This window comes from Mesorhizobium sp. WSM4904, from assembly GCF_029674545.1.
In the GTDB taxonomy this organism is placed as follows: domain Bacteria; phylum Pseudomonadota; class Alphaproteobacteria; order Rhizobiales; family Rhizobiaceae; genus Mesorhizobium.
In genome coordinates, this window is record NZ_CP121354.1 from 503,409 (window position 1) to 525,439 (window position 22,031).

The window sequence follows — 22,031 nt, forward strand, 5'->3', positions numbered from 1 at the left end:
CCTCCCGGGGATTTCGTCGTCCGCCGCTTGCGGCTCTTACTTCACGGCGCCAAAAGTCAGGCCGCGCACCAGCTGCTTCTGGCTGAACCAGCCCATGATCAGGATCGGGGCGATCGCCAGTGTCGAGGCCGCCGAGAGCTTGGCCCAGAACAGGCCTTGCGGGCTTGAGAAAGAGCTGATGAAGGCGGTAAGCGGCGCGGCGTCGGTGGTGGTCAAACGGATCGTCCAGAACGCCTCGTTCCAGGCCAGGATGATGTTCAACAGCATGGTCGAGGCGATACCCGGCACCGCCATCGGCGTCAGAACATAGATGATCTCGTTCCACAGCGAGGCACCGTCCATGCGCGCCGCTTCGAGGATCTCGCCCGGAATCTCGCGGAAGTAGGTGTAGAGCATCCAGATCACGATCGGCAGGTTGATCAGCATCAGCATGACGGTCAGGCCGATGCGGCTGTCGAGCAGCCCGCTGTCGCGGAAGATCAGGTAGATCGGGAACAGCACCGCGACGGCCGGCATCATCTTGGTGGAGAGCATCCACATCAGGATGTCCTTGGTGCGCTTGGTCGGCGAGAAGGCCATCGACCATGCCGCCGGGATGGCGATGATGAGCGCAAGGACGGTCGAGCCGACCGACAGGATCACCGAATTCAGGAAGAACTTGAAGTAGCCGCTCTGCGCCTGCACTTCGGAATAGCTTTCCGTGGTGCCGGACGGGATCAGGGCGAAGCCCTGGATCGCCTCCTGCTCCGACTTGAAGGAGGTGATGATCGTGTAAAGGATCGGAAAGAAGATCAACAAGGCGACGATCCAGGCCGCGGCGGTGGCGATCGTCTTGTGCTGGGTGGTGACTGCGCGTGCCATGGTCAGGTCCTCCCGTATCGGCGATGTTGGCGGCAGGGTCGACCCCCACTCCGGTTTGCTGCGCAAACCACCTCTCCCCCGATCGACGGGGTAGAGGAAGGGCGAGGCTTCGATGCAGGCGTTTCCTCTCCCCCGGGCAGGGGGAGAGGTGTCCCGCGCAGCGGGACGGAGTGGGGGTGGTTCAGCGCACTTGGCATCGTCTCCCCCTTACTTGTCCAGGTTCTTGCCGACGGCGCGCATGACGAAGAAGGCGACGATGTTGGCGAGAATGACCGCGATGACGCCACCCGCAGAGGCCTGGCCGATTTTGAACTCCAGCAGCGCTTTCTGGTAGACGAGGAAGGGCAGGTTGGTGGAGGCGTAGCCCGGGCCGCCATTGGTGGTGACCAGGATCTCGGCATAGATCGAAAGCAGGAAGATCGTCTGGATCAGGATGACGACGGTGATGGCGCGCGACATGTGTGGCAGCGTCAGATACCAGAAGCGGCTGAGGAAGCCGGCGCCGTCCATCTCGGCCGCCTCCTTCTGCTCGCCGTCGAGCGACTGCAGGGAGGTGAGCAGGATCAGCGTCGCGAAGGGCAGCCACTGCCAGGCGACGATGAGGATGACCGCCGTCAGCGGGTGCTGGCCGAACCAGTCGATGGGGTTGGCGCCGAAGAAACGGGCAATATCGGCGAAGACGCCGTATTGCGGGTGCATGATCATGTTCTTCCAGACAAGCGCCGCGACCGGCGGCATGACGAAGAAGGGCGAGATCACGAGGATGCGCACGATCCCCTGACCCCAGATCGGCTGGTCGAGGAGCATGGCCAAGAGGATGCCGCCGACCACGGTGATGACCAGCACGCTGACCACGATGGTGAGCGTGTTGAGGATCGACTGCAGGAAGGCCGGGTTGGAGTAGAAGAGCTTGTAGTTGGAGAACCAGACGAACCCGTCACGGATCGGGTTCAGCGGGTTGTACTGGAGGAACGAGAACCAGATCGTGAAGACCAGCGGCACGATCATCCAGATGAACAGCAGGATCACCGATGGCGCCATCATGAAACGGGCAAGCGAACGGGTTTGCTGAGTAGCCATGACGGTCACCCTCCAAATGTCAGCCGGATCTTATAGTCGTGCCACAATTTTCCTGATTGTGAAGGTGGCCGCCCGAACTGGGTTTCGGGCGGCCATTGCCGGTCATGATGCGCTACCGGCGCTCGGCACCGGGAGGAGCCTTACTTGATGTAGCCGCCTTCGGTCATCGCCGCGGTCGCCGCGTCCTGGGCCTGCTTCAACGCGTCGTCGACGCTCGACTGGCCAGCAAGAGCGGCGGAGAAGAGCTGGCCGACCGTGGTGCCGAGACCCTGGAATTCAGGGATGGCGACGAACTGCACGCCGACATAGGGCACCGGCTTGACGGTCGGATGCGTCGGATCGGCGGCGTTGATGGAGTCCAGCGTCATCTTGGCGAAGGGCGCCGCCTTCTGGTACTCCGGATTGGCGTAGAGCGAGGAGCGCGTGCCCGGAGGAACGTTGGCCCAGCCCTCCTTCGAGGCGACCAGCTCCGCATAGTGCTTGCTGGTAGCCCACGACACGAACTTCTCGGCGGCGTCGGCCTTTTGCGTGCCGGCGGGGATCGCCAGCGACCAGGCCCACAGCCAGTTGCCGCGCTTGCCGAGGCCGTTGTCGGGCGCCAGCGCATAGCCGACCTTGTCGGCGACCTGCGAGGCCTTCGGATCGGAGACGAAGGAAGCGGCGACGGTGGCGTCGATCCACATGCCGCACTTGCCCTGCTGGAACAGCGCCAGGTTCTCGTTGAAGCCGTTGGAGGAAGCACCTTCCGGGCCGTCGGCCTTCATCAGGTCGACATAGAACTGCAGCGTGTTCTTCCATTCCGGCTGGTCGAATTGCGGCTTCCAGTTCTCGTCGAACCAGCGGGCGCCGAAGGAGTTCGACATGGCGGTGAGGAAGGCCATGTTCTCGCCCCAGCCGGCCTTGCCGCGCAGGCACACGCCGTTCACGCCGTTGGCGCGGTCGGTCATCTTGTCGGCCGCCTGCTTGATGAAGTCCCAGGTCGGCGCGTCGGGCATCTTGAGCCCGGCCTTCTCCATCAGGTCCTTGCGGTACATGACGAAGGAACTCTCGCCGTAGAATGGCGCTGCATAGAGCTTGCCGTCGACCGAAAGGCCGCCGGCGATGGCCGGGATGATGTCCTTGACGTCGTAGTCGTCGCCGAGCTTGTCGAGCGGCAAGAGCCAGCTCTGCTTCGCCCAGATCGGGACCTCGTAGGTGCCGATGGTCATGACGTCGTATTGGCCGCCCTTGGTGGCGATATCGGTGGTGACGCGCTCGCGCAGCACGTTCTCCTCAAGCGTGACCCAGTTGAGCTTGATGTCGGGGTTGGCCTTCGTGAAGTCGTCCGTCAGCTTCTGCATGCGGACCATGTCGCCGTTGTTGACGGTGGCGATGGTGATGGATTCGGCATGCGCGGCGAAAGCGAGAGCGCTGGCCGACAACAGGCCCAGGGTGAGCGTGCGAAGTTTCATCAATTCCTCCCATAAACCAAGATGAGCATTTGCCTTGGCTGTGGGCAATTACTCACCAAGCGTGAATTATGTCAAGCCGGAATCGATGCTGCAGCGCAGCACAAATCGAAGCCGCCACCTGTCGGGGCAGCGCGGCGAAGGTTCGGCTTGTAGGCTGTTGTCGTGTCCGGCTACTGGCAGGCGATCTCGGCGAGGATCCAGTCGCGGAAGGCGCGGATTTTCGGCACGTTGCGCCGGGCGGTGGGATAGACCAGCCAATAGGCATGGCCGTCGTCGCCGACCAGGTCGAAGGGCTGGACCAGCCGGCCATCGGCGAGTTCGTTCTTGAACAGCGCCCTGGTCAGGATCGCCACGCCGTGGCCGGCCATGGCGGCATTCGCCTCGTAGGCCTGCGCGCCCATGCTGGAGCCCGGCCGCTTGGCGAGGTCGTGTCCAGCGACACCGGCGGCCTCGAACCATTGCGTCCACCAGACATCGCCGGGATCGAGGATCGGCAGCCGCAAAAGGTCCGCCGGCTCCTTGACGCCGCCGATGCTCGCCGCAAGCTTCGGGCTCAGCATCGGCGTGAAATCGGCGTCGAGCAGTTTGTGCGCCTCCAGGCCCGGCCATTTGCCGCCGCCCGAGCGGATGGCGATATCGACATCCTCGCGTGCGAAATCGGTCAGGCGGCTCGACGTATCGAGCCGCACGGCAATTGCTGGATGGGCAAGCTGGAACGAGCCCAGATGCTGCGCCAGCCAGTTCGAGGCAAAAGTCAGCACGGTGGTTACGCACAGCAAACCGTCGGCGCCGCCACGCGCGGCGGCGTAGGCCTGACCCAGAATGGCAAAGGCCTCACTGACGGCAGGCGCCAGGCGCCGGCCCGGCTCGGTGAGTTCGATCTGCTTGGGACGGCGCAGGAACAACGGCGCGCCGATGCGCTCCTCGAGCAGCTTGATCTGGTAGCTCGCGGCAGCCTGAGTCATGCCGAGTTCCTGCGCTGCCCTGGTGAAGGAGAGATGCCGGGCCACCGCTTCGAACACCCGAATCGCCTGCAGCGGCGGTAGCGGCGCGAGCTGTGGGGCGCTCAGATCGGGCATAAAACCTCCTTATGGGTCATGATCGAGGTTTAATTGGAAGCGCGAAGCCGCCAACCCGATATTTGGGGTCGACGATCAATCCAGTTCAAGCATGGCGAAGGCTGACGATCATGACCACGATGCAGGAAAAAATCGTTTCGACCCCGGCTCGCAGTTGGATTTCGCTGCTGGCGCGGGAATTTTCATGGTTCGCCAGCCGCAGGCGCGGTTATGTCGATATCCGGGAATTGTCGCCGCATCTGCAGCGGGACATGGGGTTTCTTGACGGCAACGATCCGCGCGAACGCTACGAATAGCCGGGGCTCCCTTTTATCGGCGAGCGGCTGATCATGATGCATGGGCCTTCCGGGCCTCCGGCTCCGGTCACGCGCCGCCGAGAAGCGCGGCGGCCGTCCGTTCATCGGTGATGAGGCCGTTGACCAGCCGCCGGTTCACGGCGGCGAGGATGCCCGGCAGCTTGCGCTCGCCCATGGCCAACGCGATGACCAGCGATCTCTCGCGCGACGGCAAGGCGGCGGACGACACCCGATCATTGGTGATGCCTTCGATCATGCGGCCTTCGCGGTCGAACACCCAGCCGACGATCTCGGCGACGCCGCCCGCCTTCTGCAGCGCCTTGAGTTCCCCTTCCGAAATGAAGCCGTCCTCGTAAAGCGGTGCCTTCGGGCCGAGATCGCCGATGCCGACGAAAGTGACGTCGGCTTCCGCGGCGAGCGCCAGCGTCGGCTGGATCATCGGCTGGCTGAGCAGCATGTCGCGCTCTTCCGGCGAGGAGGCGATGACCGGCAGCGGCATCGGGAAGGAGCGCGCCTTGACCCGGTCGGCCATGGTGAAGATGACGTTGTAGAAGGCGGCCGAGCCGTCGGGCGAGATGTTGCCGGTCAAGGACACGACCTTGTGCTGCGGGCACTCCATCGGCGGAAGCTGCTCGATCGCCGCCTTCAGCGTGCGCCCGGTGCCGATCGCCATGACGATCGGCGCGGCCGAACGCAGCCGCCGCTCGATCTCGGCCGCCGCGGCCTCGGCGACGCCGATCGTCGTCGAGGACGAGGTCGGATCGCTTGGCACCACTTCGACCAGATCGAGCGCGAAGCGCGACTTCAGCCGCGCGGCAAGGTCGAGGCAATTGGCGATCGGATGATCGACGCGCACCTTGATCAGGCCTTCCGACATCGCCAGCGACACGAGCCGCTGCGCCGTCTGCCTGGAAATGCCGAGCTTGGCGGCGATCTGATCCTGCGTGTTGCCGGCGACGTAGTAGAGCCAGCCGGCGCGCGCAGCGTCGTCCAATCTGGTGTTGCCGGTTTCCTGTCGCGAGTTCACATCCTGCCTCCCCAGCCCGCACGTGGGCGGGCGCTATAGATTACAGCGAAAGCGGTTATGCGCAATTGTCAATTGAAAGAGCAATTGCTTACCGCGAGCAACTGTCGCGGACGAATCAATTCGCCTTGCTTCAACCATTTGCCGGCCGGACGGTTTATCTCGATGGGGAAAGGCATTATGGGATCGGCAAAAGGAGCCTCGCATGACGCCGAAAGCGGTTTTCTGGGACATGGACGGCACGCTGGTCGACAGCGAGCCGCTGCACGAGGCCGCCCTCGTGGCCGCGCTGCGCAGCGTCGGCATCGCACCGCCGACCGATCTGCACGAACGGGTGCTCGGTATCGCGGCATGGCCGGTCTACGAAATGCTGCGCGACCAGTTCGGCCTCGACCTGCCTTTCGACGACTGGATCGTGCGCAAATACGACCACTATCTGCCGATGGCCGAAACGCTGAAGCCGCGCCCCGGCGCGATCGAGGTGTTCAACGAATTGCGCGCGTTGGGCGTCGAGCAGGCCGTGGTGTCCAATTCCGACCGCCTGATCGTCGACGCCAATCTCGGTGCGGTCGGTCTCGTCTATCCCGGCATGCACACGGTGAGCCGCAATGACGTGCGCCTGGGCAAGCCGCATGCGGAACCGTTCCTGCGCGCCGCCTATCTTGCGGGCGTCGACCCGGCGGACGCCGTCGCGGTCGACGACAGCCGGACCGGCGCCATGGCTGGACTGGCGGCCGGCATGAAGACGATCTTCTGGCCGGAGGCGCCGATGGAAGGACCGCCCGGCGCTGTCGTCATCAACAGCGCGGATGAATTGCGGGCGCAATTGGGGCTCTGAACAAACTTCCGAGCGTCAGCGCTGCCCCTCATCCCCTTCGCGACTGGTCTTTGGCTATAGCGTGCATGGCAGCTTGGCGCATGCATTGTCTAATGTAGTGCTGGTCGACCCCCACTCCGTCTCGGCTTCGCCGAGCCACCTCTCCCCCGATCGACGGGGAAGAGGAAAGGCGCCAAGGTTTTGCCGTCAACGCTCGTCCGGCAACGCTCCCTTCCTTTCCCTCCGGAGGGGGGAAGGTGGCGCTGCGAAGCAGCGACGGATTGGGGGAACCACGTGGCAATCAAGCCGCGGCCTTACCAGTCACGCCAGTCACAGAAGATGTGTGCATTGCGTGGCGTAACCGGGGGAGCAGGACAAAAGCTTCAGTTCCGGTAAACAGGCTCTTCCTCGTCGAGGATCGCCTTCAGCTCCGAAAGATGGCGCTCGGCCTGGCCGGGATAGTCGTCCACCTCGCGCGCCGTCTTTTCCGCGATCTCGTCGGAGAGCGTGCGCAGTGGACGGCCGGTCCACAGCGCCTTGATGTAGGTCTCGGCGGCGCGCTCGAAATAGAACATGCGGTTGAAGGTGTCGGCGACAGTGTCGCCGATGACCATCACGCCGTGATTGCCCATGACCATGACCTTGACCTTGGGGTCGGTCAGAAGCTTGGAGCAGCGTTCGCCCTCCTCCTCGAAGGCGAGCCCGCCATAGTGGGCGTCGACGACGTGGCGGTTGAAGAACATGGCCGAGTTCTGGTCGATCGGCGGCAGCGTCGAGTCGGCCAGCGAAGCGAGCACGGTAGCGTGGATCGAATGCACATGCATGGCGCAGCGCGCATGCGGCACGTTGCGATGGATGGCGCCGTGCAGGCCCCAGGCGGTCGGATCGGGCGCATTCGGGCCCGACAGCGTGTCGGGATCGTTGGCGTCGATCAGAAGCAGGTCGCTCGCCTTGATGCGCGAGAAATGCACCTGGTTGGGATTCATCAGGAATTTCGTGCCGTCCTCGTTGACCGACAGCGAAAAGTGGTTGGCGACCGCCTCATGCATGTTGAGCCGCGCCGTCCAGCGGAAAGCGGCGGCGAGATCGACGCGCTCCTCGTAATAGGGCAGGTTGCTCAGCGGTTCCTTGTGCAAACGGGCAAGGCTCATCGAAAATCCTCCGGTTCTGGCGGTTCTGCTTTTACGCAATTCCGGACGGAAAACCGCTACGCACTTTTCCTGGAATTGCTGGAGAATGCCGCGCCCAACCGCAGCCAGCAACCGCAAACTGGTGGGTCAGGCCGTGGATCAGGCCGCCGGCCGCGCCGATTGCAGCCCGCCATGCTCGACGATGAAGTCGATCACCTCCTGCAACCCCTTGCCGCGCGACAGATCGGTGAAGCCGAAGGGCCGCTTGCCGCGCATGCGGGTGGCGTCGCCTTCCATGACGTCGAGGTTGACGTTCACATAGGGCGCCAGATCGCTCTTGTTGATGACGAGGAAATCCGAGCGCGTGATGGCTGGACCGCCTTTGCGAGGAATGTCCTCGCCCTGGCAGACCGAGATGATATAGAGGGTCAAATCGGCAAGGTCCGGCGAGAAGGTGGCGGCAAGGTTGTCGCCGCCGGATTCGATGAAGATGACGTCGAGGTCGGGGAATTTTTTGTTCAGCTCGGCGATCGCCCGCAGGTTGATCGAGGCGTCTTCGCGGATGGCGGTGTGCGGGCAGCCGCCGGTCTCGACGCCGACGATGCGCTCCTCCGGCAGCGCCTGCAGGCGAGCCAGCATCATGGCGTCTTCCTTGGTGTAGATGTCGTTGGTGACGACGGCGATGGAGAACCGGTCTCGCAGCGCCTTGCAGAGTTTTTCGGTGAGCGTCGTCTTGCCGGAACCGACGGGGCCGCCGATGCCGATGCGAAGGGGGCCGTTGGCTTGTGTCATGCCGGAAACTCCGTGATGGCGAGGATGGCGAAGCCCAGCCCGATCAGCAGGCAGAGCGGCGAATAGAGGCGCTGATCGAGCCGCGCGAAAGGCTGCTCCGGCGCCAGCCGGCGCCACCAGGGCGTGAAACCGACGATGCCGCGGCCAAGGAAAACGAGACCGATCAGCAGCGCGGTGGCGGCAAGCCCCTGCTTCGGAAACGGCGAGGCAAAGACGCTTTCGAGCGCCAGAGGCCAGAGCGTGGCAAGCGCGAGGCAAGCAGCGACGGCGAAGCTCGCCAATGACGACGGCATTTCGTCGACGCCGCGAAAGCCGACGACGGCGCGGGCGCAGGATTTTGTGTCAGTCCCGGGCCAGATGCCGCCGATACCCCAATAGACATGCAGCGTGGTTATCAGGAGCAGGACGACAGAAAGGGCGAAGGCGAGAACGGTCATGAGCGGAACAGACGCGAATATTGGGTTTCGTGCTTCATCGCCACGATGTCGGAGATGAAGGCGGAGCCACCGAGATCGTCGAGCGAAGAATTGGCGGCACGAGCGGCCGCCGACAATGCCAATGATTCAAAGCCGGCTAACAAAGCGACGGCATCGACCTGCCCTGCAACGCCGAGCCGGATGGCGGCCTGCACGAGATTGGAGAAAAAGGCCTGCAGGAAAGCCGACAACGCCTCCGCCAAGCCGATGCCGTGGCTCCCGGCAACCGCGCCGACGGCGACGCAATAGGGGCAATCGGCCGGCAAGCGCTCCAACGCGGGACACGGCCAGGCCGAGGCCGCCTTGAGGAAAGCCGCGCCCTGCAGCATGGTTTCCAGGTGCCGCTCCCGCGAGCCGGTGAGCGCCTCGGCAAGCGCGGCCGCTTCCGTCAGATCGCCGCCGTCACGCGCGCGCCGCCAGCTTTCGGCGAAGAGCACGGCATCGTTCCAGCCCGAGCCCATCTCGACCAGCGTTTCCAGCCAGGCGGCAAGATCTTTGCTGTCGGCGATCAGCCCGTCATGCACGGCACGTTCGAGGCCATGGCTGTAGGAAAAACCGCCGACCGGAAAGGACGGCGACAGCCATGCCATCAGCCGCAGCAGCGCGGCGCCGGTAGGCCGCTCAGTCATGGTGATGGTGATGGCCATGGTCATGATGTTCATGCGAGTGATCATGATCGTGATGGCCGTGATCGTGATGGCCGTGACCATGATGATCATGGTCGTGGCCATGGCCGGAGTAGGCGCCGCGCACCGGATTGAACGGTTCCAGCACCTCGTTGACAGTGGCTCCGAGCCCCTCCAGCATCGCCTTGATGACATGGTCGCGCAGGATGAGGATGCGATCCGCATCGATGCTTGCTGCGAGATGACGATTGCCGATGTGCCAGGCAAGCTCGGTGAGATGCACGGCATCGCGAGCGCGGATGTCGTAGACCTCTTCCGGCGCGGCGACGATCTCCAGCTGACGACCGTCCTCCAGCACCAGCCGGTCGCCATTGTTCAGAGCCACCGGCTCCGGCAGGTCGACCAGAACCTTGCCGCCGCCCGCCGTCTCGATGGCGCGGCGGCGCAGATGCCGCTCGTCATGGGCAAGCACCGCCTTGTCATAGACCACGGCCGCGCCCGCCTCGCGGGCCGGAACCACCGAGACGGCACGCGGAAACTTGGTGAAATCGGTGCGGATATCGAGCTTCATTTGAAGGCTCCTCCATTGGCTTGCGCGCGAGCGCGGGCCGGGCGCTGCAGAACACGATCGAAATAGGCATTAACCCGATCGGAGTCGATCGGGAACCGGCCGGCGCGGGCCCAACCGCCGATGTCGCCGAGCAGCACGTCGACGGCCGAAAAGCGGTCACCGAGCGCGAAGGGCCTGTCGCCGAGCCGGCGGGCAAGCGCCTTCACTTCGGATGCAAAGTCATGCGCGGTTGCAGGGCCGACATCGACGCGCACGTCCTTGGGCAGCAGGAAACGATGGCGCAGCTTGTTCCACAGCGGCGCTTCCAGCTCGCTCTGGGCGAAATGCATCCAGGAATCGATCTCCGCGCGGCCGACGAGGCCCGGATTGGCGCCCATGCCCTTATCCGTATGCTTGTCCGCCAGATAGACGCAGATCGCCGCCGAGTCCGTGATCTTCAGGTCGCCGTCGATCAGGATCGGCACCTTGCCGGAGGGGTTCAGCGCATAAGCCTCGGGCGAGCGCAGCTTGACCTCGACGAATTCGTAGGGCTGCCCGAGCTCCTCGAGCATCCAGAGCACGCGGCTGACCCGGGAACCTCGCGATCCGACGGCCTTGTACATGGTTGAGCCCTGCCTTTTCCTCGACCCTAAACTATCCCACCCGTTGACCCAATGCCGCTCAGACGATGGTGTCGAAGAGCCGCAGGATGAAGGATATCTGGTAGATCAGGGCCGCCGCGACGAAGGCGATGTGGAAGCGGCGGTCGCGCACCAGGATCGCGACCAGGCAAAGCGCCGCGAACACCGGCGTGCGGATCAGATACTCATTGCCGAAGCGGGCGAAATGCTCCGGGCCCTTGAGCAGCGTGTCGATTATATCGAGCAGGTAAGTTGCGCCGAGCAGGCCGAAGAACCAGGCGCGCCGCGAATAGAAATAGTCCTCGTAGCTGGTGTAATCGAGCATCGAATCCGGAAACAGCAGCGCGCAGAGCAGGAAGAGCGTGATCGCATAGAAGATGATGAAAAGGTACTTGCCGAAGGTCCATGACTGGATGGCGTAGAGCCCGAACTCCCACCACCAGAAATGCACCAGCATCAAGAGAACCGAGCCGACCCAGGCGAGATGCACGGCATAGAGCCGGTACTGGCCGGGATGCTGGACGATGCGGGCGACGCCGGACAGCAGCCGGGTAACGCCGAGGCCGATCACCATGCCCATGACGATGCGGATATGCGGGAAGATGTCGTGGGGAGAGGCGATTTCGGTGGGCATGGTTGTCCGCTATGCAGTTGCTCAACCGCATAGTGCAGGGTCCACACTCCAGCCGCAACGGAATTTGCCCGCTCACCGGAAAGCGCAATCGGCCTAAAACAGAAAATACCGCTGCGCCATCGGCAGCACCGTCGCGGGCTCGCAGGTCAGGAGCTCGCCATCGGCGCGCACCTCATAGGTCTCCGGATCGACCTCGACATGCGGCGTGGCGTCGTTGAGCACCATGGAGTGCTTGCCGATGCCGCCGCGCGTGTTTTCCACCGCGACCATCGCCTTGTCGACACCGAGTTTCTCCTGCAGGCCGGCCCCGAAGGCGGCCTTGGAGACGAAGGTCACCGACGAGTTGGTCAGCGCCTTGCCATAGGCGCCGAACATCGGCCGGTAATGCATCGGCTGCGGCGTCGGGATCGAAGCGTTGGGATCGCCCATCGGGGCGGCGGCGATGGTGCCGCCGACCAGCACCATTTCCGGCTTGACGCCGAAGAAGGCCGGGTTCCACAGCACCAGATCGGCGCGCTTTCCCACCGTCACCGAGCCGATCTCTTTCGACAAGCCATGCGCGATCGCCGGGTTGATCGTGTATTTGGCAATGTAGCGGCGGACGCGGAAATTGTCGTTGTCGCCGGTCTCCTGCGGCAATGATCCGCGCTGTCGCTTCATCTTGTCGGCGGTCTGCCAGCAGCGGATCGCGACCTCGCCGACGCGGCCCATGGCCTGGCTGTCGGAGGAGATGATGGAGAAGGCGCCGATATCGTGCAGTATGTCCTCGGCCGCGATCGTCTCCTTGCGGATGCGGCTTTCGGCAAAGGCGATGTCCTCGGGGATCGACGGCGACAGATGATGGCAGACCATCAGCATGTCGAGATGCTCGGCCAGCGTGTTGACGGTGTAGGGCCTTGTCGGATTGGTCGAGGACGGGATGACGTTGGGCAGGCCGCAGACCTTGATGATGTCGGGCGCGTGGCCGCCGCCGGCGCCCTCGGTGTGAAAGGCGTGGATGGTGCGGCCCTTGATTGCCGCTACCGTGTTCTCGACAAAGCCCGATTCGTTCAGCGTGTCGGTGTGGATCATCACCTGCACGTCGTAAGCGTCGGCGACCGACAGGCAGCAGTCGATCGCGGCCGGCGTCGTGCCCCAGTCCTCGTGCAGCTTCAGCGAGCAGGCGCCGGCGAGCACCATCTCTTCCAGCGCGGCGGGCTGCGACGCATTGCCCTTGCCGGACAGGCCGATATTCATCGGGAAAGCGTCGAAGGACTGGATCATGCGCGCCATGTGCCAAGGCCCCGGCGTGCAGGTGGTGGCCAAGGTGCCATGCGCCGGACCGGTGCCGCCGCCCAGCATCGTGGTGATGCCGCTCATCAGCGCTTCCTCGATCTGCTGCGGGCAAATAAAATGGATATGCGCGTCGAAGCCGCCGGCCGTCAGGATCTTGCCTTCGCCGGCGATGATCTCGGTCCCCGGGCCGATGATGATGGTGACGCCGTCTTGCGTATCCGGGTTGCCGGCCTTGCCGACCGCAGCGATACGGCCGTCCTTCAGGCCGATATCGGCCTTGACGATTCCGGTCAGCGCATCGACGACCAGCGCGTTGGTGATGACGGTGTCGACGGCGCCGCCGGCCCTTGGCACCTGGCTCTGGCCCATGCCGTCGCGAATCACCTTGCCGCCGCCGAACTTCACCTCCTCGCCAAGGACGGTGAAATCCTTCTCGACCTCGATGAAGAGCTCGGTGTCGGCCAGCCGCACCTTGTCGCCGACCGTCGGGCCATACATCTGCGCATAGGCGGCACGGGTGATTTTGGCCATCAGCGATTGCTCCCGAAAGTGAGGTTGCCGAAAAGGTTGATCCGGCCTGGTGCGCACATTGTCGCCATCCAATGGTCACGCAATGACCCGCTCAGCGACACTTTGCGTTCCCATTTGGGCGTTCCCATCTGGCGGCCGAGGTGGGCGGGACCATTCCGAAGCCGTTTGCTAAACCGATGGAAGGAATATCCATGCGCAAGACGATCGTTTTCGCCGCCGCCGCCACCTTGATGCTGGCGGGTGCGGCCAGTGCTCAGCAGCAGCCGGCGCCGCAGCCGAGCCCGGCGCCGACCGCGCCTGCACCCGCCAAGCCACCGACGATCGAGAGCGTCAGCATCGTCGACATCACCGAACTGCCCAAGGACACGCAAACACAGGTCAACCAGATCGTGGCGCAACGCGGCGACGCCGGCCTGCAGACGTTGCGCAAATCGATCGACGCGACGCCGAAGGTGAAATCCGCGCTCGAAGCCAAGGGCATGAGCTCGGCGCAGGTGATTGCCGCCAGCCTGCAGCCCAATGGCGCGCTGACCCTGATCACCAAGAAGGCAAGCTGACCGAGAGCGATTCCAGGAAAAGTGTGTAGCGGTCTTCCGTCCGGAATCGCGTAAAAGCAAGGCCCTGGAAAAGTCGCCTGGCAAGCGCTGGCGGGCCGGGTTCGGGCTTGCCGGCGCAAGGTCCAAGGGAACCTGTGGCCCATAAGAGTCGTTTCGCTCTTTTCGCCCCACCGGAAATTCAGTCAGGAGCGAGCGATGAAGGGCCGCGTCCAAATAGCGTTTCCAGCTATGGCGGCGGCCATGTTTCTGACAGCCGCCGTGCCGCGCGCCGCTTTCCCGGCGCAGCCGCTGGACAACACCAAGCCGGGTGCGGCGATTGTCGACTCCGACATCCGGCAGGAAGAGACGCTGTCGAAGACGGAAGCCGGCAAGGTCATCACCGCCATTGACCGCACACGCGAGAACATCGGCACGGTACGCAAGACGACCAAGCTCGACACCGTCGATATCGTCTTCCTGACGGATGCGGCACGCAGCGAGGGCGGACCGCCGCCGGCGATCGAGAACAAGGTGAAGCAGCATCAGGACGATGTCACGGAACTGCGCCAGGAGATCGAAGCGAACGCGCTGCTCTTCAATGCGATCGACTCGCGGCGCGTTCTCGCCGACGACGTGCTCGCCGTGGAATTCGACAATCCCGGCAAGATCGTCATCTACGCGGCCGCCAAGCCCCCGCCGAAGTGATTTGAGCGCGCCGCCATACCTCACAGCTTGCCCATCACCTTCTGCTGGAATCCATAGACCTCGCGCTTGCCGCCGAGCGGCACCAGCGTGACGTCGCGCTCCTGTCCGGGCTCGAAGCGCATGGCGGTGCCGGCGGCGATGTCCAGACGCATGCCGCGAGCGCGTTCGCGGTCGAATTTCAACCCCTCATTGGTCTCGAAGAAGTGGTAGTGGCTGCCGACCTGGATCGGCCGGTCGCCGCTGTTGGCGACCTTGAGCGTCACCGTCGGCAGACCTTTGTTCAACTCGATCTCGCCCTTTGCCGTGATCACTTCGCCCGGGATCATCGCGCCCTCACAGCATGCCGAATGCAAGGCCAATGCCGACCGCCGCACAGGCAGCGCCGGCGGCACGCGCCAGGCCGCGGAAGCGCAGCCCAAGGCCGAGCGCGGCCGCGATACCTGCGGCATGAAGAAGCGCCGTCGCAGCGGCAAAGCCGGCCATATATTCGAGGCCGCCGGCATTCTGCGGCACCTCGGTGCCATGCGCATGGCCGTGGAACAGCGCGAACAGGCCGATGACGGCGATGCCGGCCGAGACAGGCAGGTCGACCGCCAGCGCGACCAGCAGGCCAAGCGCCACGACCGAAGCGAGGATACCCGGCTCGACGAAGGGCACCGGCACATGCAGCATGCCGAGCGCGCCGCCCGCGAGCATCACGCCGACGAAAGCAAGCGGCCATGCCCAGATAGCCCTGCCGCCCTTCATCACCGCCCACAGGCCGACGGCGATCATCGCCGTCATATGGTCGAGGCCGGAGAATGGGTGCGTGAAGCCGGCCGCGAAGGACGAGGTCGTGCCGATGCCGACATGGGCGTAAGCCGGCATCGCTGCTGCCAAGAGCAGGAGCGCGGCGAGCGAGATGCGTTTCGTCGAAGCGGAGATCATGGGCGGCTTTCCTTTCGATGTTGCCGGATCAGGCGGCCGTGCGCGGGCCGCAGCCCTCGGCCTTGAGCACACGCCTGGTCGATGCCGGATACTTCTTCAGCATTGCCGCCGGCCGGATCGGCCGCGGTGCAAAATTGCCGCCGCAGTTTGGGCAGACGCCGCCGAGCACATCTTCCGCGCAGTCGGCGCAGAAGGTGCATTCGAAGGTGCATATCCGCGCATCGACAGCCTCCGGCGGCAGGTTCTTGTCGCAGCATTCGCAATTGGGCCTCAATTCCAGCATTGGTTCCTCCTCACCGGATCGGCCCTCACCTGATCGGCTCGTGCACGGTCACCAGCTTGGTGCCGTCGGGAAATGTCGCCTCGACCTGGACGTCGTGGATCATCTCGGCAATGCCGTCCATGACCTGGGCGCGGGTGACGACATGCGCGCCAGCCTCCATCAGTTCGGCCACCGAGCGGCCGTCGCGGGCGCCCTCGACGACGAAGTCGGTGATCAGCGCGATCGCCTCGGGGTGGTTGAGCTTGACGCCGCGCTCCAGCCGCTTGCGCGCTACCATCGCCGCCATGGCGATCAGCAGCTTGTCCTTTTCACGCGGCGTGAGATTCATGCGTCTTCCCAGTATTCGAGATCAAACTCAGAGTGACCATAATTTGGGCAGGCCCGCCCGTCCGTTGAGCAATTCGACGAGCGGAACCAGCCGCTGGCGGAGCTGGTAGCCGTCGCCGGCGGTGAGCCTCGCAAGAAGCTTGCCAGATTGCCCGACGCTCCAGAAGCTGGCGCCGCTCCAGCCACCGACGTGGGGATCCCCGATGATCTCGCGCGCCGGCTCCAGCAGGGTTTCCGCACGCGGGGCCACGAGAAGCGCGGTTGCAATCGCGCGCGCGCCGCCGGCCACCGCCCGATGCTGGAGCCTGGCCGCGATATCCGGGCCGATGCGAAAATCCTCGGCATGGATGAGCCGGCCGTTCTGGTGGACGCGCCAGCGATCGTGGAAATTGCCCAGAAGCGTCCGTTCGCCCATCGCCAGCCGGCCGAACAGCGTCGCCTCCAAAAGCAGCGCTTCGGCATCCGCCGCAAGCTTCACATCGAGCGTCCTTGCAAAGGCCGCCTGGTCGAAAACGATCGTTTCCTGCGGCAGCCAGGCGATTTGGCCACCGGCGCCGACATCGAGCGTGACTGTCGTCTCGGCGCGATCCGATGCGGCGCGATAGATCTTCTCGCAGGCCTGTGTGGTGATGGAGGCCGCGGCGCCGTCGCCGACCTCGATAGACCAGCCAAGCCGATCGCCGCCGGTCAGTCCGCCGGCCGTATTGATCAGCACGGCCTCGAGCGGGTCGCCTTGCACCGCCGGCATGCGAATCTTGGCCGATCCGTCCTGGTAGAGGCGTTGAAGGCGGGTCCGGCCGCCGCTCTTGCCGCAGAAAAGCCTGCCTCGCCCGGCAACACGTTGCGCGGCGGGCAGGGAAACCAGGATATCGTCGATCGTGTCCACGGCCCCAACGTTAAGCACTCCGGTGGCTTTGTCGATATATAGCTTGTTGCTTGACATCGTTTCGGTTTCTATAGAGGGAGCCACCTTGGAGCGGTCACGCGATGCCTGGCGAGGTAGGGGCGACGGCGTTTGCGAATCCGGGGACGAAGGGGCGCTGATCAGTTGGCGTCGGAAAACGACAGGGGAAGGAACCGAATGGCTGACCAACTGACGAGCGAAATCATCGAAAAGATCAAGGCGCATGCCGAGACTGGCGGTGAGGAAATCACCACCAGCACCGATCTCAACACGCTTGGTATCCACTCGCTGGAGCTGACCGAGATCATCTTCGACCTCGAGGAGAAGTACGGCATCGAGATCGAGATGAACACGGTCGACGCCTGGAGCAACCTCAAGAACGTCGGCGACATGGTCGAGGCGGTTCGCGAATTGATCGCGAAAAAAGCCTGATTGCATGCTGAAGCGCGTCGTCATCACCGGCATTGGCGGAATATGCGGGCTCGGCAACGATGTGCCGGCGATCTGGGACGCCATGCGCGCCGGCCGCTCGGCAATCGGCCCGATCGAGAACCCGTCCCTGCATGACCTGAAGGTCAAGGTCGGCTGCGAAATCAAGGAGTTGCCCGATCACGGCATCGACCGCAAGCAAGTGGTGTCGATGGACCGCTTCAGCCTGCTGGCGGTGATCGCGGCGCGGGAGGCGATGCGGCAGTCCGGGCTCACCGCGCATGCCGACAACACCTACCGGATGGGCGCAACCATAGGCATCGGCGTCTGCGGCTTCGAAACGATCGAGGAAAATTACCGCGCCATCCTTCTCGAAGGGCGCAACCGCGCCGCCATCTTCACCGTGCCGAAAGTGATGCCGGGCGCCGCAGCCGGCCAGGTCAGCATGAATCTCGGCCTGCGCGGCCCGGTGTTCGGCGTTACCTCCGCCTGCTCGTCGGCCAACCACGCGATCGCCTCGGCCGTCGACCACATCCGTCTCGGGCGCGCCGACGTCATGGTCGCCGGCGGCACCGAAGCGCCGCTGGTCTGGGGCGTGCTCAAGGGCTGGGAGGCGCTGAGGGTGCTTTCGCCCGACACCTGCCGGCCGTTCTCGGCCGACCGCCAGGGCCTGTCGCTCGGCGAAGGCGCCGGCATGGCGGTGCTGGAAAGCTACGACCATGCCATGGCGAGGGGCGCCACCATCCTCGCCGAGATCGCCGGCGCGGGCCTCTCGGCCGACGCCTCCGACATCGTCGCGCCCACGGTCGAGGGACCGGAAGCGGCGATGCGCTTCTGCCTGGTCGATGCCGGCCTCAACCCCGAGGATGTCGACTATCTCAACGCGCATGGCACCGGCACCAAGGCCAACGACCAGATCGAGACCGCGGCGATCAAGCGCGTCTTCGGCGAGCATGCGCGGTCGCTCTCGGTCTCCTCGACCAAGTCGATGCATGCGCATTGCCTCGGCGCGTCTGGCGGGCTGGAGATGATCGCCTGCGTCATGGCGATCCGCGACGGCATCGTGCCGCCGACAGCGAATTTCCGCGAGCCCGACCCCGAATGCGATCTCGACGTGACGCCGAACGTGGCGCGGGAGCGCAAGGTGCGCACGGCGCTGAGCAACAGTTTCGCCTTCGGCGGCACCAATGCGGTGCTGGCGTTCAAGGCGATCTGATACGGGCAATCCGACACGCCCGCCATCCGCCGGAACGCGTTTCTGGCCTGACGGGAATGCTTTGATGCTCCCGTGCACGGCGAGTCGATTGCCGACATATTGATCCCGAGGGGTCAGGGTCCTAATTCTTGCCGACCTGCCAAGCACCCATTCGGCGCCAATCCGCATCCGGAGCTACGATGACCGACCTGTCCGCCTTTCCGATCACCAAGCGCTGGCCGGCCAGGCATCCAGACCTCCTGCAACTCTACTCCTCGACGACGCCGAACGGGGTGAAAATCTCGATCGCGCTGGAGGAGATCGGCCTTCCCTACGAGCCGCACTATGTCGACATCGGCAAGAACGAAAGCTGGACGCCCGAATTCCTGTCGCTCAACCCCAACGGCAAGATACCGGCGATCATCGACCCGAACGGGCCCGACGGAAAGCCGATCGGGCTGTTCGAATCCGGCGCCATCCTGGTTTACCTCAGCGACAAGACCGGCAAGCTCATCCCGGCCGATCCCATCCGGCGTTACGAGACGATCCAGTGGGTGTTCTTCCAGATGGCGGCGATCGGCCCGATCTTCGGGCAGGTCGGCTTCTTCAACAAATTCGCCGGGCGCGAGATCGCCGACAAGCGGCCGTTAGAACGCTATCGCGACGAGTCGCGGCGCCTCATCGGCGTTCTGGAAACGCGGCTGAAGGGCCGGCAATGGATCATGGGCGACGAATACACCATCGCCGACGTCTCGATGCTCGGCTGGGTGCGCAACCTGATCGGCTTCTACGAAGCGCGCGAGCTTGTCGGCTTCGACGATTTTCCAACCGTAGCGGCGTGGCTGGAGCGGGGCCTTGCCCGACCGGCCGTGCAGAGGGGCCTCACCATCCCGGCGAGGGGCTGAGCGCGCTCTATTTGGTCTTGGCTTTGGCGCCGCGACGGCCGAGCACGGAAGCGGCAAGCCGCGCGGTGGCCACCACCGCGCCGGTCGCGACGCTTGCGACCGTGCGGATCGGACCCGACTTCGCCGCCGGCTTGTGCGACTTCGCGGCCTTTGCGGCGGTCTTGTGCGCCGCGCCGGGCACGACCTGCTTGGGCGCCGCCTTGCCGAATGTCGGCTTGGCGTCCTTGGAGCGCTCAGCCGTTGCCGGAGCAGTGCCGGCTCTGGATTGACTAGCCCTGCTTCTGGCAGGCGCGGGTTTTCTGGTCTTGGTTGCCATGGCACGGTTCCCTGTTATTCGCGCAAGTCCGGCCGGAAAACCGTTACACACTTTTCCTGGAATTGCCTCGGCGCCGGACAATTGGGAGTACGGCCATAACGGCTTGTAAGTCTTAAGGTTCCCGCCAAAAATAGTGAAAATTGAGCAGGTTAACCAATTACCAAATCGGCCTCCCGGCGCCTGGCCAGCACGCGCTCGATGTTCGGCATGTCGTTGGAGACGATCCAGGCGCGCGCGTCCTCGTCGGACTTGCCATGGCCGCGCCAGCGCTCCATCAGGCGGCGCTCGAGCTCGCCTCGCGGCACATCGACGAAGATGGTGAAGTCGAACAAGGGCGCCAGTCGCGACCACGGCTCCTCATCAAGGAGGAGATAATTGCCTTCGACCAGGATGAACTTGGTGTCCGCGGAAATGATCTCGGCCGCCGCGCGCGACAATTCCATGCTGCGGTCGAAGACCGGAATGGCAATGTCCGGCTCGCCGGAGCGGATACGCTTCAAAAGCGTCTCGAAGCCCGCAAAATCGAAGGTTTCCGGCGCGCCCTTGCGCGAACGCAAACCGCGGCGGTTCAGCACGATGTCGTCATAGTGGAAGCCGTCCATCGGCACGACTTCGGACGTGCCCTCGGGCAGCAGCTCGTGCAGCCGGCCCGATATGGTCGACTTGCCGGCTCCGGGCGGACCGGCAATGGCGACGACGAAACGCTTTGCCTTGCCGGCGCGCTTGAAGATGTCGGCGGTGATATGGGCCAGGTCGGACATCGGCGCCTCTTCGTTAGCGACTGCGGCCGCATCTTGGCGGCTGTCGGCGGAAATTTCAAACGTGGTTCCCTGATGCCGAAGTTTCGACTGATTGATTGGCAGTCTCCCGCCCTCGAGATCAGCCGAGACGCCTATCCCTTCGTCATCCACGGGCGGAGCAAGGAGCGTAGCGACGCAGCGCAGACCCGAGGTTCCATTCCGTGACGCCAGAGCGCTGCCACGGCTCAGAATTCTGCGCCGTTGGGCTCTTCGGCCAATGTCACGGCATGGATTCCAGGGTCTCCGCGACGGAGCTTCGCTCTGCTTCGCCCTGGAATGACGAACTTACTGGCCTAGGCCGGCACTGAGCGCCCGATGCGCAGGAATTCGCCGTCGAAAGGCACCTCCTTCGCCGGGCCATTCGGGGCAAGGATGCGCAGTCGATCGGTCGCCTGTTCCAGACCCCTCGGTGGTTCAGCCTGGGCGAACGGAAGCGCGCCTATGACGTGGCGGAAGGAGACGCTCCGCCCTTCGGTCAACGCGAAGGCCGTCGCCACGCCTTCGTGCTTCAGCCAGTTGTCGCCGAGCGAGGCGGCGTGGCCGACCGCGGCGCGGCCGTCCTCGATGCCGAGCACGCCGACATGGCGGCCGCTCCAGGGCGCGTAGTCGCGCCCGCCATTGCTGAACCACAGCATGGTGACCGGCAGTTCGACCGGATTCTTCAGCACCAGCACCAGATCCTGCTCGGCGCGGCGGGCCAGCGCCGTCCAGCCCGGCCCGCCATGATCGGCCTCGACTAGGGTGATGAAATCCTCGCGCCGGTCTTCCATGCGATAGTCGGCGAGGTTCGTGGTGCCGCCAGCAGCCAGCGGGAAATGCGCGAGATCGGTGGCGCGGCCGGGATAGGCCAGGCGAAACCTGCCGCGCGCCGAATCTGGCTCCAGCGGGGTCGCCGGCGTGACCGCCAGACGCTTCGGCGAGAAGGCGAGCCGCCCGCCGTCCCCCATCGCCGTCATCGGATGATGGGCGACGGAAATCGCGCCGGAGCCGCCGGAAAAGACGTGCTCCTGGTAAAGGAAGGGATGGCCGTCGCGCAGCGTGAAGATCTTGTCGACGGCGGCGCCCATCACTTTGCGGCGCAGCCGGAAGACGGCGCGCCGGCCGCCGGCAATGGCGCCGTTCTCGACGACGTCCCATTCGCTGTTGGCCGTCCAGCCATGCAGGGGCGCTTCCTCAACGTCGCTGGCGGAAAACGGCGCGCAGAGGAAATCGCCCGACAGACGAACCGTGCCTTCGGGGAGATTCTGCGGCAGGCTCTCGCGCGGCGAGCCGACCCAGGGCGCGCGGTGGAGCGGCTTCAGGACGCGGCCGCCCGCCTCGATTTCCATGGCGGCGATATGGCCGACGGCGAGATCGAGCGAGACGGAAATGCCCTTTGCGGTGATGGTGACTGTTTCCATTGATCCTGCCTCCCCCGAATCTTCGAGGCGGCAGCAAAGCC

At 64.5% G+C, this 22,031-nt stretch carries 28 protein-coding genes; 7 read left to right on the top strand and 21 right to left on the bottom strand.

Features of this window, described 5'->3' with window-relative positions:
* Window positions 1-36: 36 nt before the first annotated feature.
* From QAZ47_RS02275 to gcvA, 4 genes are all read right to left on the bottom strand, one after another.
* Window positions 37-861, bottom strand: coding sequence for a carbohydrate ABC transporter permease (locus tag QAZ47_RS02275; protein WP_278205374.1), 825 nt, complete (start codon window positions 859-861; stop codon window positions 37-39).
* 207 nt (window positions 862-1,068) lie between these two features.
* A complete protein-coding gene (locus tag QAZ47_RS02280) occupies window positions 1,069-1,941 on the bottom strand; it encodes a sugar ABC transporter permease (RefSeq protein WP_278205375.1) in 873 nt (290 codons plus the stop codon).
* 140 nt (window positions 1,942-2,081) lie between these two features.
* Window positions 2,082-3,392, bottom strand: a complete 1,311-nt coding sequence (locus QAZ47_RS02285) for a sugar ABC transporter substrate-binding protein (protein WP_126090732.1) — start codon at window positions 3,390-3,392, stop codon at window positions 2,082-2,084.
* Window positions 3,393-3,562: 170 nt separating this feature from the next.
* Window positions 3,563-4,471 carry a transcriptional regulator GcvA gene (gcvA, locus tag QAZ47_RS02290; RefSeq protein ID WP_278232367.1) on the bottom strand — a complete coding sequence of 303 codons (909 nt, stop codon included), beginning with the start codon at window positions 4,469-4,471 and terminating at the stop codon, window positions 3,563-3,565.
* A 110-nt stretch (window positions 4,472-4,581) separates the two neighbouring features.
* Between gcvA and QAZ47_RS02295 the strand changes: the two genes are divergently transcribed.
* Window positions 4,582-4,767: a hypothetical protein gene (locus QAZ47_RS02295; RefSeq protein ID WP_278075033.1), complete on the top strand. Its 186-nt coding sequence runs from the start codon at window positions 4,582-4,584 to the stop codon at window positions 4,765-4,767.
* A 67-nt stretch (window positions 4,768-4,834) separates the two neighbouring features.
* On the opposite strand, the gene QAZ47_RS02300 is transcribed toward QAZ47_RS02295, so the two are convergent.
* Window positions 4,835-5,794, bottom strand: coding sequence for a sugar-binding transcriptional regulator (locus QAZ47_RS02300; protein ID WP_278075032.1), 960 nt, complete (start codon window positions 5,792-5,794; stop codon window positions 4,835-4,837).
* Between the two features lie 202 nt (window positions 5,795-5,996).
* On the opposite strand from QAZ47_RS02300, the gene QAZ47_RS02305 reads away from it, so the two are divergent.
* Window positions 5,997-6,629 carry an HAD family phosphatase gene (locus tag QAZ47_RS02305; RefSeq protein WP_278232368.1) on the top strand — a complete coding sequence of 211 codons (633 nt, stop codon included), beginning with the start codon at window positions 5,997-5,999 and terminating at the stop codon, window positions 6,627-6,629.
* Window positions 6,630-6,991: 362 nt separating this feature from the next.
* On the opposite strand, the gene QAZ47_RS02310 is transcribed toward QAZ47_RS02305, so the two are convergent.
* The 8 genes from QAZ47_RS02310 to ureC all read right to left on the bottom strand — a co-directional run bounded on the left by QAZ47_RS02310 (window position 6,992) and on the right by ureC (window position 13,266).
* Window positions 6,992-7,759, bottom strand: a complete 768-nt coding sequence (locus tag QAZ47_RS02310) for a class II aldolase and adducin N-terminal domain-containing protein (RefSeq protein ID WP_278205382.1) — start codon at window positions 7,757-7,759, stop codon at window positions 6,992-6,994.
* Between the two features lie 138 nt (window positions 7,760-7,897).
* Window positions 7,898-8,530, bottom strand: coding sequence for an urease accessory protein UreG (gene ureG, locus QAZ47_RS02315; RefSeq protein WP_278232369.1), 633 nt, complete (start codon window positions 8,528-8,530; stop codon window positions 7,898-7,900).
* Window positions 8,527-8,967 (bottom strand): DUF3995 domain-containing protein, encoded by a 441-nt coding sequence (locus QAZ47_RS02320; protein ID WP_278232370.1) that lies wholly within the window; start codon window positions 8,965-8,967, stop codon window positions 8,527-8,529. Before QAZ47_RS02320 ends, ureG begins: the two co-directional genes overlap by 4 nt.
* Window positions 8,964-9,635 carry an urease accessory protein UreF gene (locus QAZ47_RS02325; RefSeq protein ID WP_278233755.1) on the bottom strand — a complete coding sequence of 224 codons (672 nt, stop codon included), beginning with the start codon at window positions 9,633-9,635 and terminating at the stop codon, window positions 8,964-8,966. Before QAZ47_RS02325 ends, QAZ47_RS02320 begins: the two co-directional genes overlap by 4 nt.
* The gene (locus tag QAZ47_RS02330; RefSeq protein WP_278232371.1) at window positions 9,628-10,203 is read right to left on the bottom strand and encodes an urease accessory protein UreE; all 576 of its coding nucleotides are present in this window, start codon (window positions 10,201-10,203) and stop codon (window positions 9,628-9,630) included. Before QAZ47_RS02330 ends, QAZ47_RS02325 begins: the two co-directional genes overlap by 8 nt.
* Entirely contained in the window at window positions 10,200-10,805 is a 606-nt protein-coding gene (locus tag QAZ47_RS02335) for a glutathione S-transferase family protein (protein WP_278232372.1), read from the bottom strand. Before QAZ47_RS02335 ends, QAZ47_RS02330 begins: the two co-directional genes overlap by 4 nt.
* A 58-nt stretch (window positions 10,806-10,863) precedes the next feature.
* On the bottom strand, window positions 10,864-11,457 hold the full coding sequence (locus QAZ47_RS02340; RefSeq protein WP_278075025.1) for a hypothetical protein: 594 nt from the start codon (window positions 11,455-11,457) through the stop codon (window positions 10,864-10,866).
* Window positions 11,458-11,550: 93 nt separating this feature from the next.
* Complete coding sequence (gene ureC / locus QAZ47_RS02345) at window positions 11,551-13,266, bottom strand: urease subunit alpha (protein WP_278233756.1); 1,716 nt, start codon at window positions 13,264-13,266, stop codon at window positions 11,551-11,553.
* 188 nt (window positions 13,267-13,454) lie between these two features.
* Here ureC and QAZ47_RS02350 point away from each other — a divergent pair, with 188 nt between their 5' ends.
* Window positions 13,455-13,820: a hypothetical protein gene (locus QAZ47_RS02350; RefSeq protein ID WP_278232373.1), complete on the top strand. Its 366-nt coding sequence runs from the start codon at window positions 13,455-13,457 to the stop codon at window positions 13,818-13,820.
* Between the two features lie 240 nt (window positions 13,821-14,060).
* Window positions 14,061-14,504 (top strand): hypothetical protein, encoded by a 444-nt coding sequence (locus QAZ47_RS02355; RefSeq protein ID WP_278205392.1) that lies wholly within the window; start codon window positions 14,061-14,063, stop codon window positions 14,502-14,504.
* 20 nt (window positions 14,505-14,524) lie between these two features.
* Here the strand turns inward: QAZ47_RS02355 and QAZ47_RS02360 are convergent, their stop codons facing one another.
* Genes QAZ47_RS02360 through QAZ47_RS02380 form a run of 5 tightly spaced genes read right to left on the bottom strand, consistent with a single transcriptional unit; the run spans window position 14,525 to window position 16,927 of the window.
* A complete protein-coding gene (locus QAZ47_RS02360) occupies window positions 14,525-14,830 on the bottom strand; it encodes an urease subunit beta (RefSeq protein ID WP_128163277.1) in 306 nt (101 codons plus the stop codon).
* Window positions 14,831-14,837: 7 nt separating this feature from the next.
* A complete protein-coding gene (locus QAZ47_RS02365) occupies window positions 14,838-15,431 on the bottom strand; it encodes a HupE/UreJ family protein (RefSeq protein WP_278232374.1) in 594 nt (197 codons plus the stop codon).
* A 28-nt stretch (window positions 15,432-15,459) separates the two neighbouring features.
* Window positions 15,460-15,714 (bottom strand): DUF1272 domain-containing protein, encoded by a 255-nt coding sequence (locus QAZ47_RS02370; protein ID WP_278232375.1) that lies wholly within the window; start codon window positions 15,712-15,714, stop codon window positions 15,460-15,462.
* Window positions 15,715-15,739: 25 nt separating this feature from the next.
* Window positions 15,740-16,042: an urease subunit gamma gene (locus QAZ47_RS02375; RefSeq protein ID WP_040975088.1), complete on the bottom strand. Its 303-nt coding sequence runs from the start codon at window positions 16,040-16,042 to the stop codon at window positions 15,740-15,742.
* Window positions 16,043-16,069: 27 nt separating this feature from the next.
* Window positions 16,070-16,927, bottom strand: coding sequence for an urease accessory protein UreD (locus QAZ47_RS02380; protein WP_278233757.1), 858 nt, complete (start codon window positions 16,925-16,927; stop codon window positions 16,070-16,072).
* Window positions 16,928-17,122: 195 nt separating this feature from the next.
* Between QAZ47_RS02380 and QAZ47_RS02385 the strand changes: the two genes are divergently transcribed.
* From QAZ47_RS02385 to QAZ47_RS02395, 3 genes are all read left to right on the top strand, one after another.
* Window positions 17,123-17,377, top strand: coding sequence for an acyl carrier protein (locus tag QAZ47_RS02385; protein WP_278075019.1), 255 nt, complete (start codon window positions 17,123-17,125; stop codon window positions 17,375-17,377).
* 4 nt (window positions 17,378-17,381) lie between these two features.
* Window positions 17,382-18,590, top strand: coding sequence for a beta-ketoacyl-[acyl-carrier-protein] synthase family protein (locus QAZ47_RS02390; protein ID WP_278205397.1), 1,209 nt, complete (start codon window positions 17,382-17,384; stop codon window positions 18,588-18,590).
* Window positions 18,591-18,769: 179 nt separating this feature from the next.
* Window positions 18,770-19,474 carry a glutathione binding-like protein gene (locus QAZ47_RS02395; protein WP_278232376.1) on the top strand — a complete coding sequence of 235 codons (705 nt, stop codon included), beginning with the start codon at window positions 18,770-18,772 and terminating at the stop codon, window positions 19,472-19,474.
* A gap of 7 nt (window positions 19,475-19,481) precedes the next feature.
* On the opposite strand, the gene QAZ47_RS02400 is transcribed toward QAZ47_RS02395, so the two are convergent.
* The 3 genes from QAZ47_RS02400 to QAZ47_RS02410 all read right to left on the bottom strand — a co-directional run bounded on the left by QAZ47_RS02400 (window position 19,482) and on the right by QAZ47_RS02410 (window position 21,990).
* Window positions 19,482-19,790, bottom strand: coding sequence for a hypothetical protein (locus tag QAZ47_RS02400; RefSeq protein WP_278205399.1), 309 nt, complete (start codon window positions 19,788-19,790; stop codon window positions 19,482-19,484).
* A 149-nt stretch (window positions 19,791-19,939) separates the two neighbouring features.
* Window positions 19,940-20,551, bottom strand: a complete 612-nt coding sequence (locus tag QAZ47_RS02405) for a nucleoside triphosphate hydrolase (protein WP_278232377.1) — start codon at window positions 20,549-20,551, stop codon at window positions 19,940-19,942.
* 332 nt (window positions 20,552-20,883) lie between these two features.
* Window positions 20,884-21,990, bottom strand: coding sequence for a hypothetical protein (locus QAZ47_RS02410; protein WP_278232378.1), 1,107 nt, complete (start codon window positions 21,988-21,990; stop codon window positions 20,884-20,886).
* Window positions 21,991-22,031: the final 41 nt, after the last annotated feature.

Coding starts and splice junctions, on each gene's coding strand:
- QAZ47_RS02275 (WP_278205374.1), bottom strand. CDS start 861: ATGGCACGCGCAGTCACCACCCAGCACAAGACGATCGCCACCGCCGCG.
- QAZ47_RS02280 (WP_278205375.1), bottom strand. CDS start 1,941: ATGGCTACTCAGCAAACCCGTTCGCTTGCCCGTTTCATGATGGCGCCA.
- QAZ47_RS02285 (WP_126090732.1), bottom strand. CDS start 3,392: ATGAAACTTCGCACGCTCACCCTGGGCCTGTTGTCGGCCAGCGCTCTC.
- gcvA (WP_278232367.1), bottom strand. CDS start 4,471: ATGCCCGATCTGAGCGCCCCACAGCTCGCGCCGCTACCGCCGCTGCAG.
- QAZ47_RS02295 (WP_278075033.1), top strand. CDS start 4,582: ATGACCACGATGCAGGAAAAAATCGTTTCGACCCCGGCTCGCAGTTGG.
- QAZ47_RS02305 (WP_278232368.1), top strand. CDS start 5,997: ATGACGCCGAAAGCGGTTTTCTGGGACATGGACGGCACGCTGGTCGAC.
- QAZ47_RS02310 (WP_278205382.1), bottom strand. CDS start 7,759: ATGAGCCTTGCCCGTTTGCACAAGGAACCGCTGAGCAACCTGCCCTAT.
- ureG (WP_278232369.1), bottom strand. CDS start 8,530: ATGACACAAGCCAACGGCCCCCTTCGCATCGGCATCGGCGGCCCCGTC.
- QAZ47_RS02320 (WP_278232370.1), bottom strand. CDS start 8,967: ATGACCGTTCTCGCCTTCGCCCTTTCTGTCGTCCTGCTCCTGATAACC.
- QAZ47_RS02325 (WP_278233755.1), bottom strand. CDS start 9,635: ATGACTGAGCGGCCTACCGGCGCCGCGCTGCTGCGGCTGATGGCATGG.
- QAZ47_RS02330 (WP_278232371.1), bottom strand. CDS start 10,203: ATGAAGCTCGATATCCGCACCGATTTCACCAAGTTTCCGCGTGCCGTC.
- QAZ47_RS02335 (WP_278232372.1), bottom strand. CDS start 10,805: ATGTACAAGGCCGTCGGATCGCGAGGTTCCCGGGTCAGCCGCGTGCTC.
- QAZ47_RS02340 (WP_278075025.1), bottom strand. CDS start 11,457: ATGCCCACCGAAATCGCCTCTCCCCACGACATCTTCCCGCATATCCGC.
- QAZ47_RS02350 (WP_278232373.1), top strand. CDS start 13,455: ATGCGCAAGACGATCGTTTTCGCCGCCGCCGCCACCTTGATGCTGGCG.
- QAZ47_RS02355 (WP_278205392.1), top strand. CDS start 14,061: ATGTTTCTGACAGCCGCCGTGCCGCGCGCCGCTTTCCCGGCGCAGCCG.
- QAZ47_RS02360 (WP_128163277.1), bottom strand. CDS start 14,830: ATGATCCCGGGCGAAGTGATCACGGCAAAGGGCGAGATCGAGTTGAAC.
- QAZ47_RS02365 (WP_278232374.1), bottom strand. CDS start 15,431: ATGATCTCCGCTTCGACGAAACGCATCTCGCTCGCCGCGCTCCTGCTC.
- QAZ47_RS02370 (WP_278232375.1), bottom strand. CDS start 15,714: ATGCTGGAATTGAGGCCCAATTGCGAATGCTGCGACAAGAACCTGCCG.
- QAZ47_RS02375 (WP_040975088.1), bottom strand. CDS start 16,042: ATGAATCTCACGCCGCGTGAAAAGGACAAGCTGCTGATCGCCATGGCG.
- QAZ47_RS02385 (WP_278075019.1), top strand. CDS start 17,123: ATGGCTGACCAACTGACGAGCGAAATCATCGAAAAGATCAAGGCGCAT.
- QAZ47_RS02390 (WP_278205397.1), top strand. CDS start 17,382: ATGCTGAAGCGCGTCGTCATCACCGGCATTGGCGGAATATGCGGGCTC.
- QAZ47_RS02395 (WP_278232376.1), top strand. CDS start 18,770: ATGACCGACCTGTCCGCCTTTCCGATCACCAAGCGCTGGCCGGCCAGG.
- QAZ47_RS02400 (WP_278205399.1), bottom strand. CDS start 19,790: ATGGCAACCAAGACCAGAAAACCCGCGCCTGCCAGAAGCAGGGCTAGT.
- QAZ47_RS02405 (WP_278232377.1), bottom strand. CDS start 20,551: ATGTCCGACCTGGCCCATATCACCGCCGACATCTTCAAGCGCGCCGGC.
- QAZ47_RS02410 (WP_278232378.1), bottom strand. CDS start 21,990: ATGGAAACAGTCACCATCACCGCAAAGGGCATTTCCGTCTCGCTCGAT.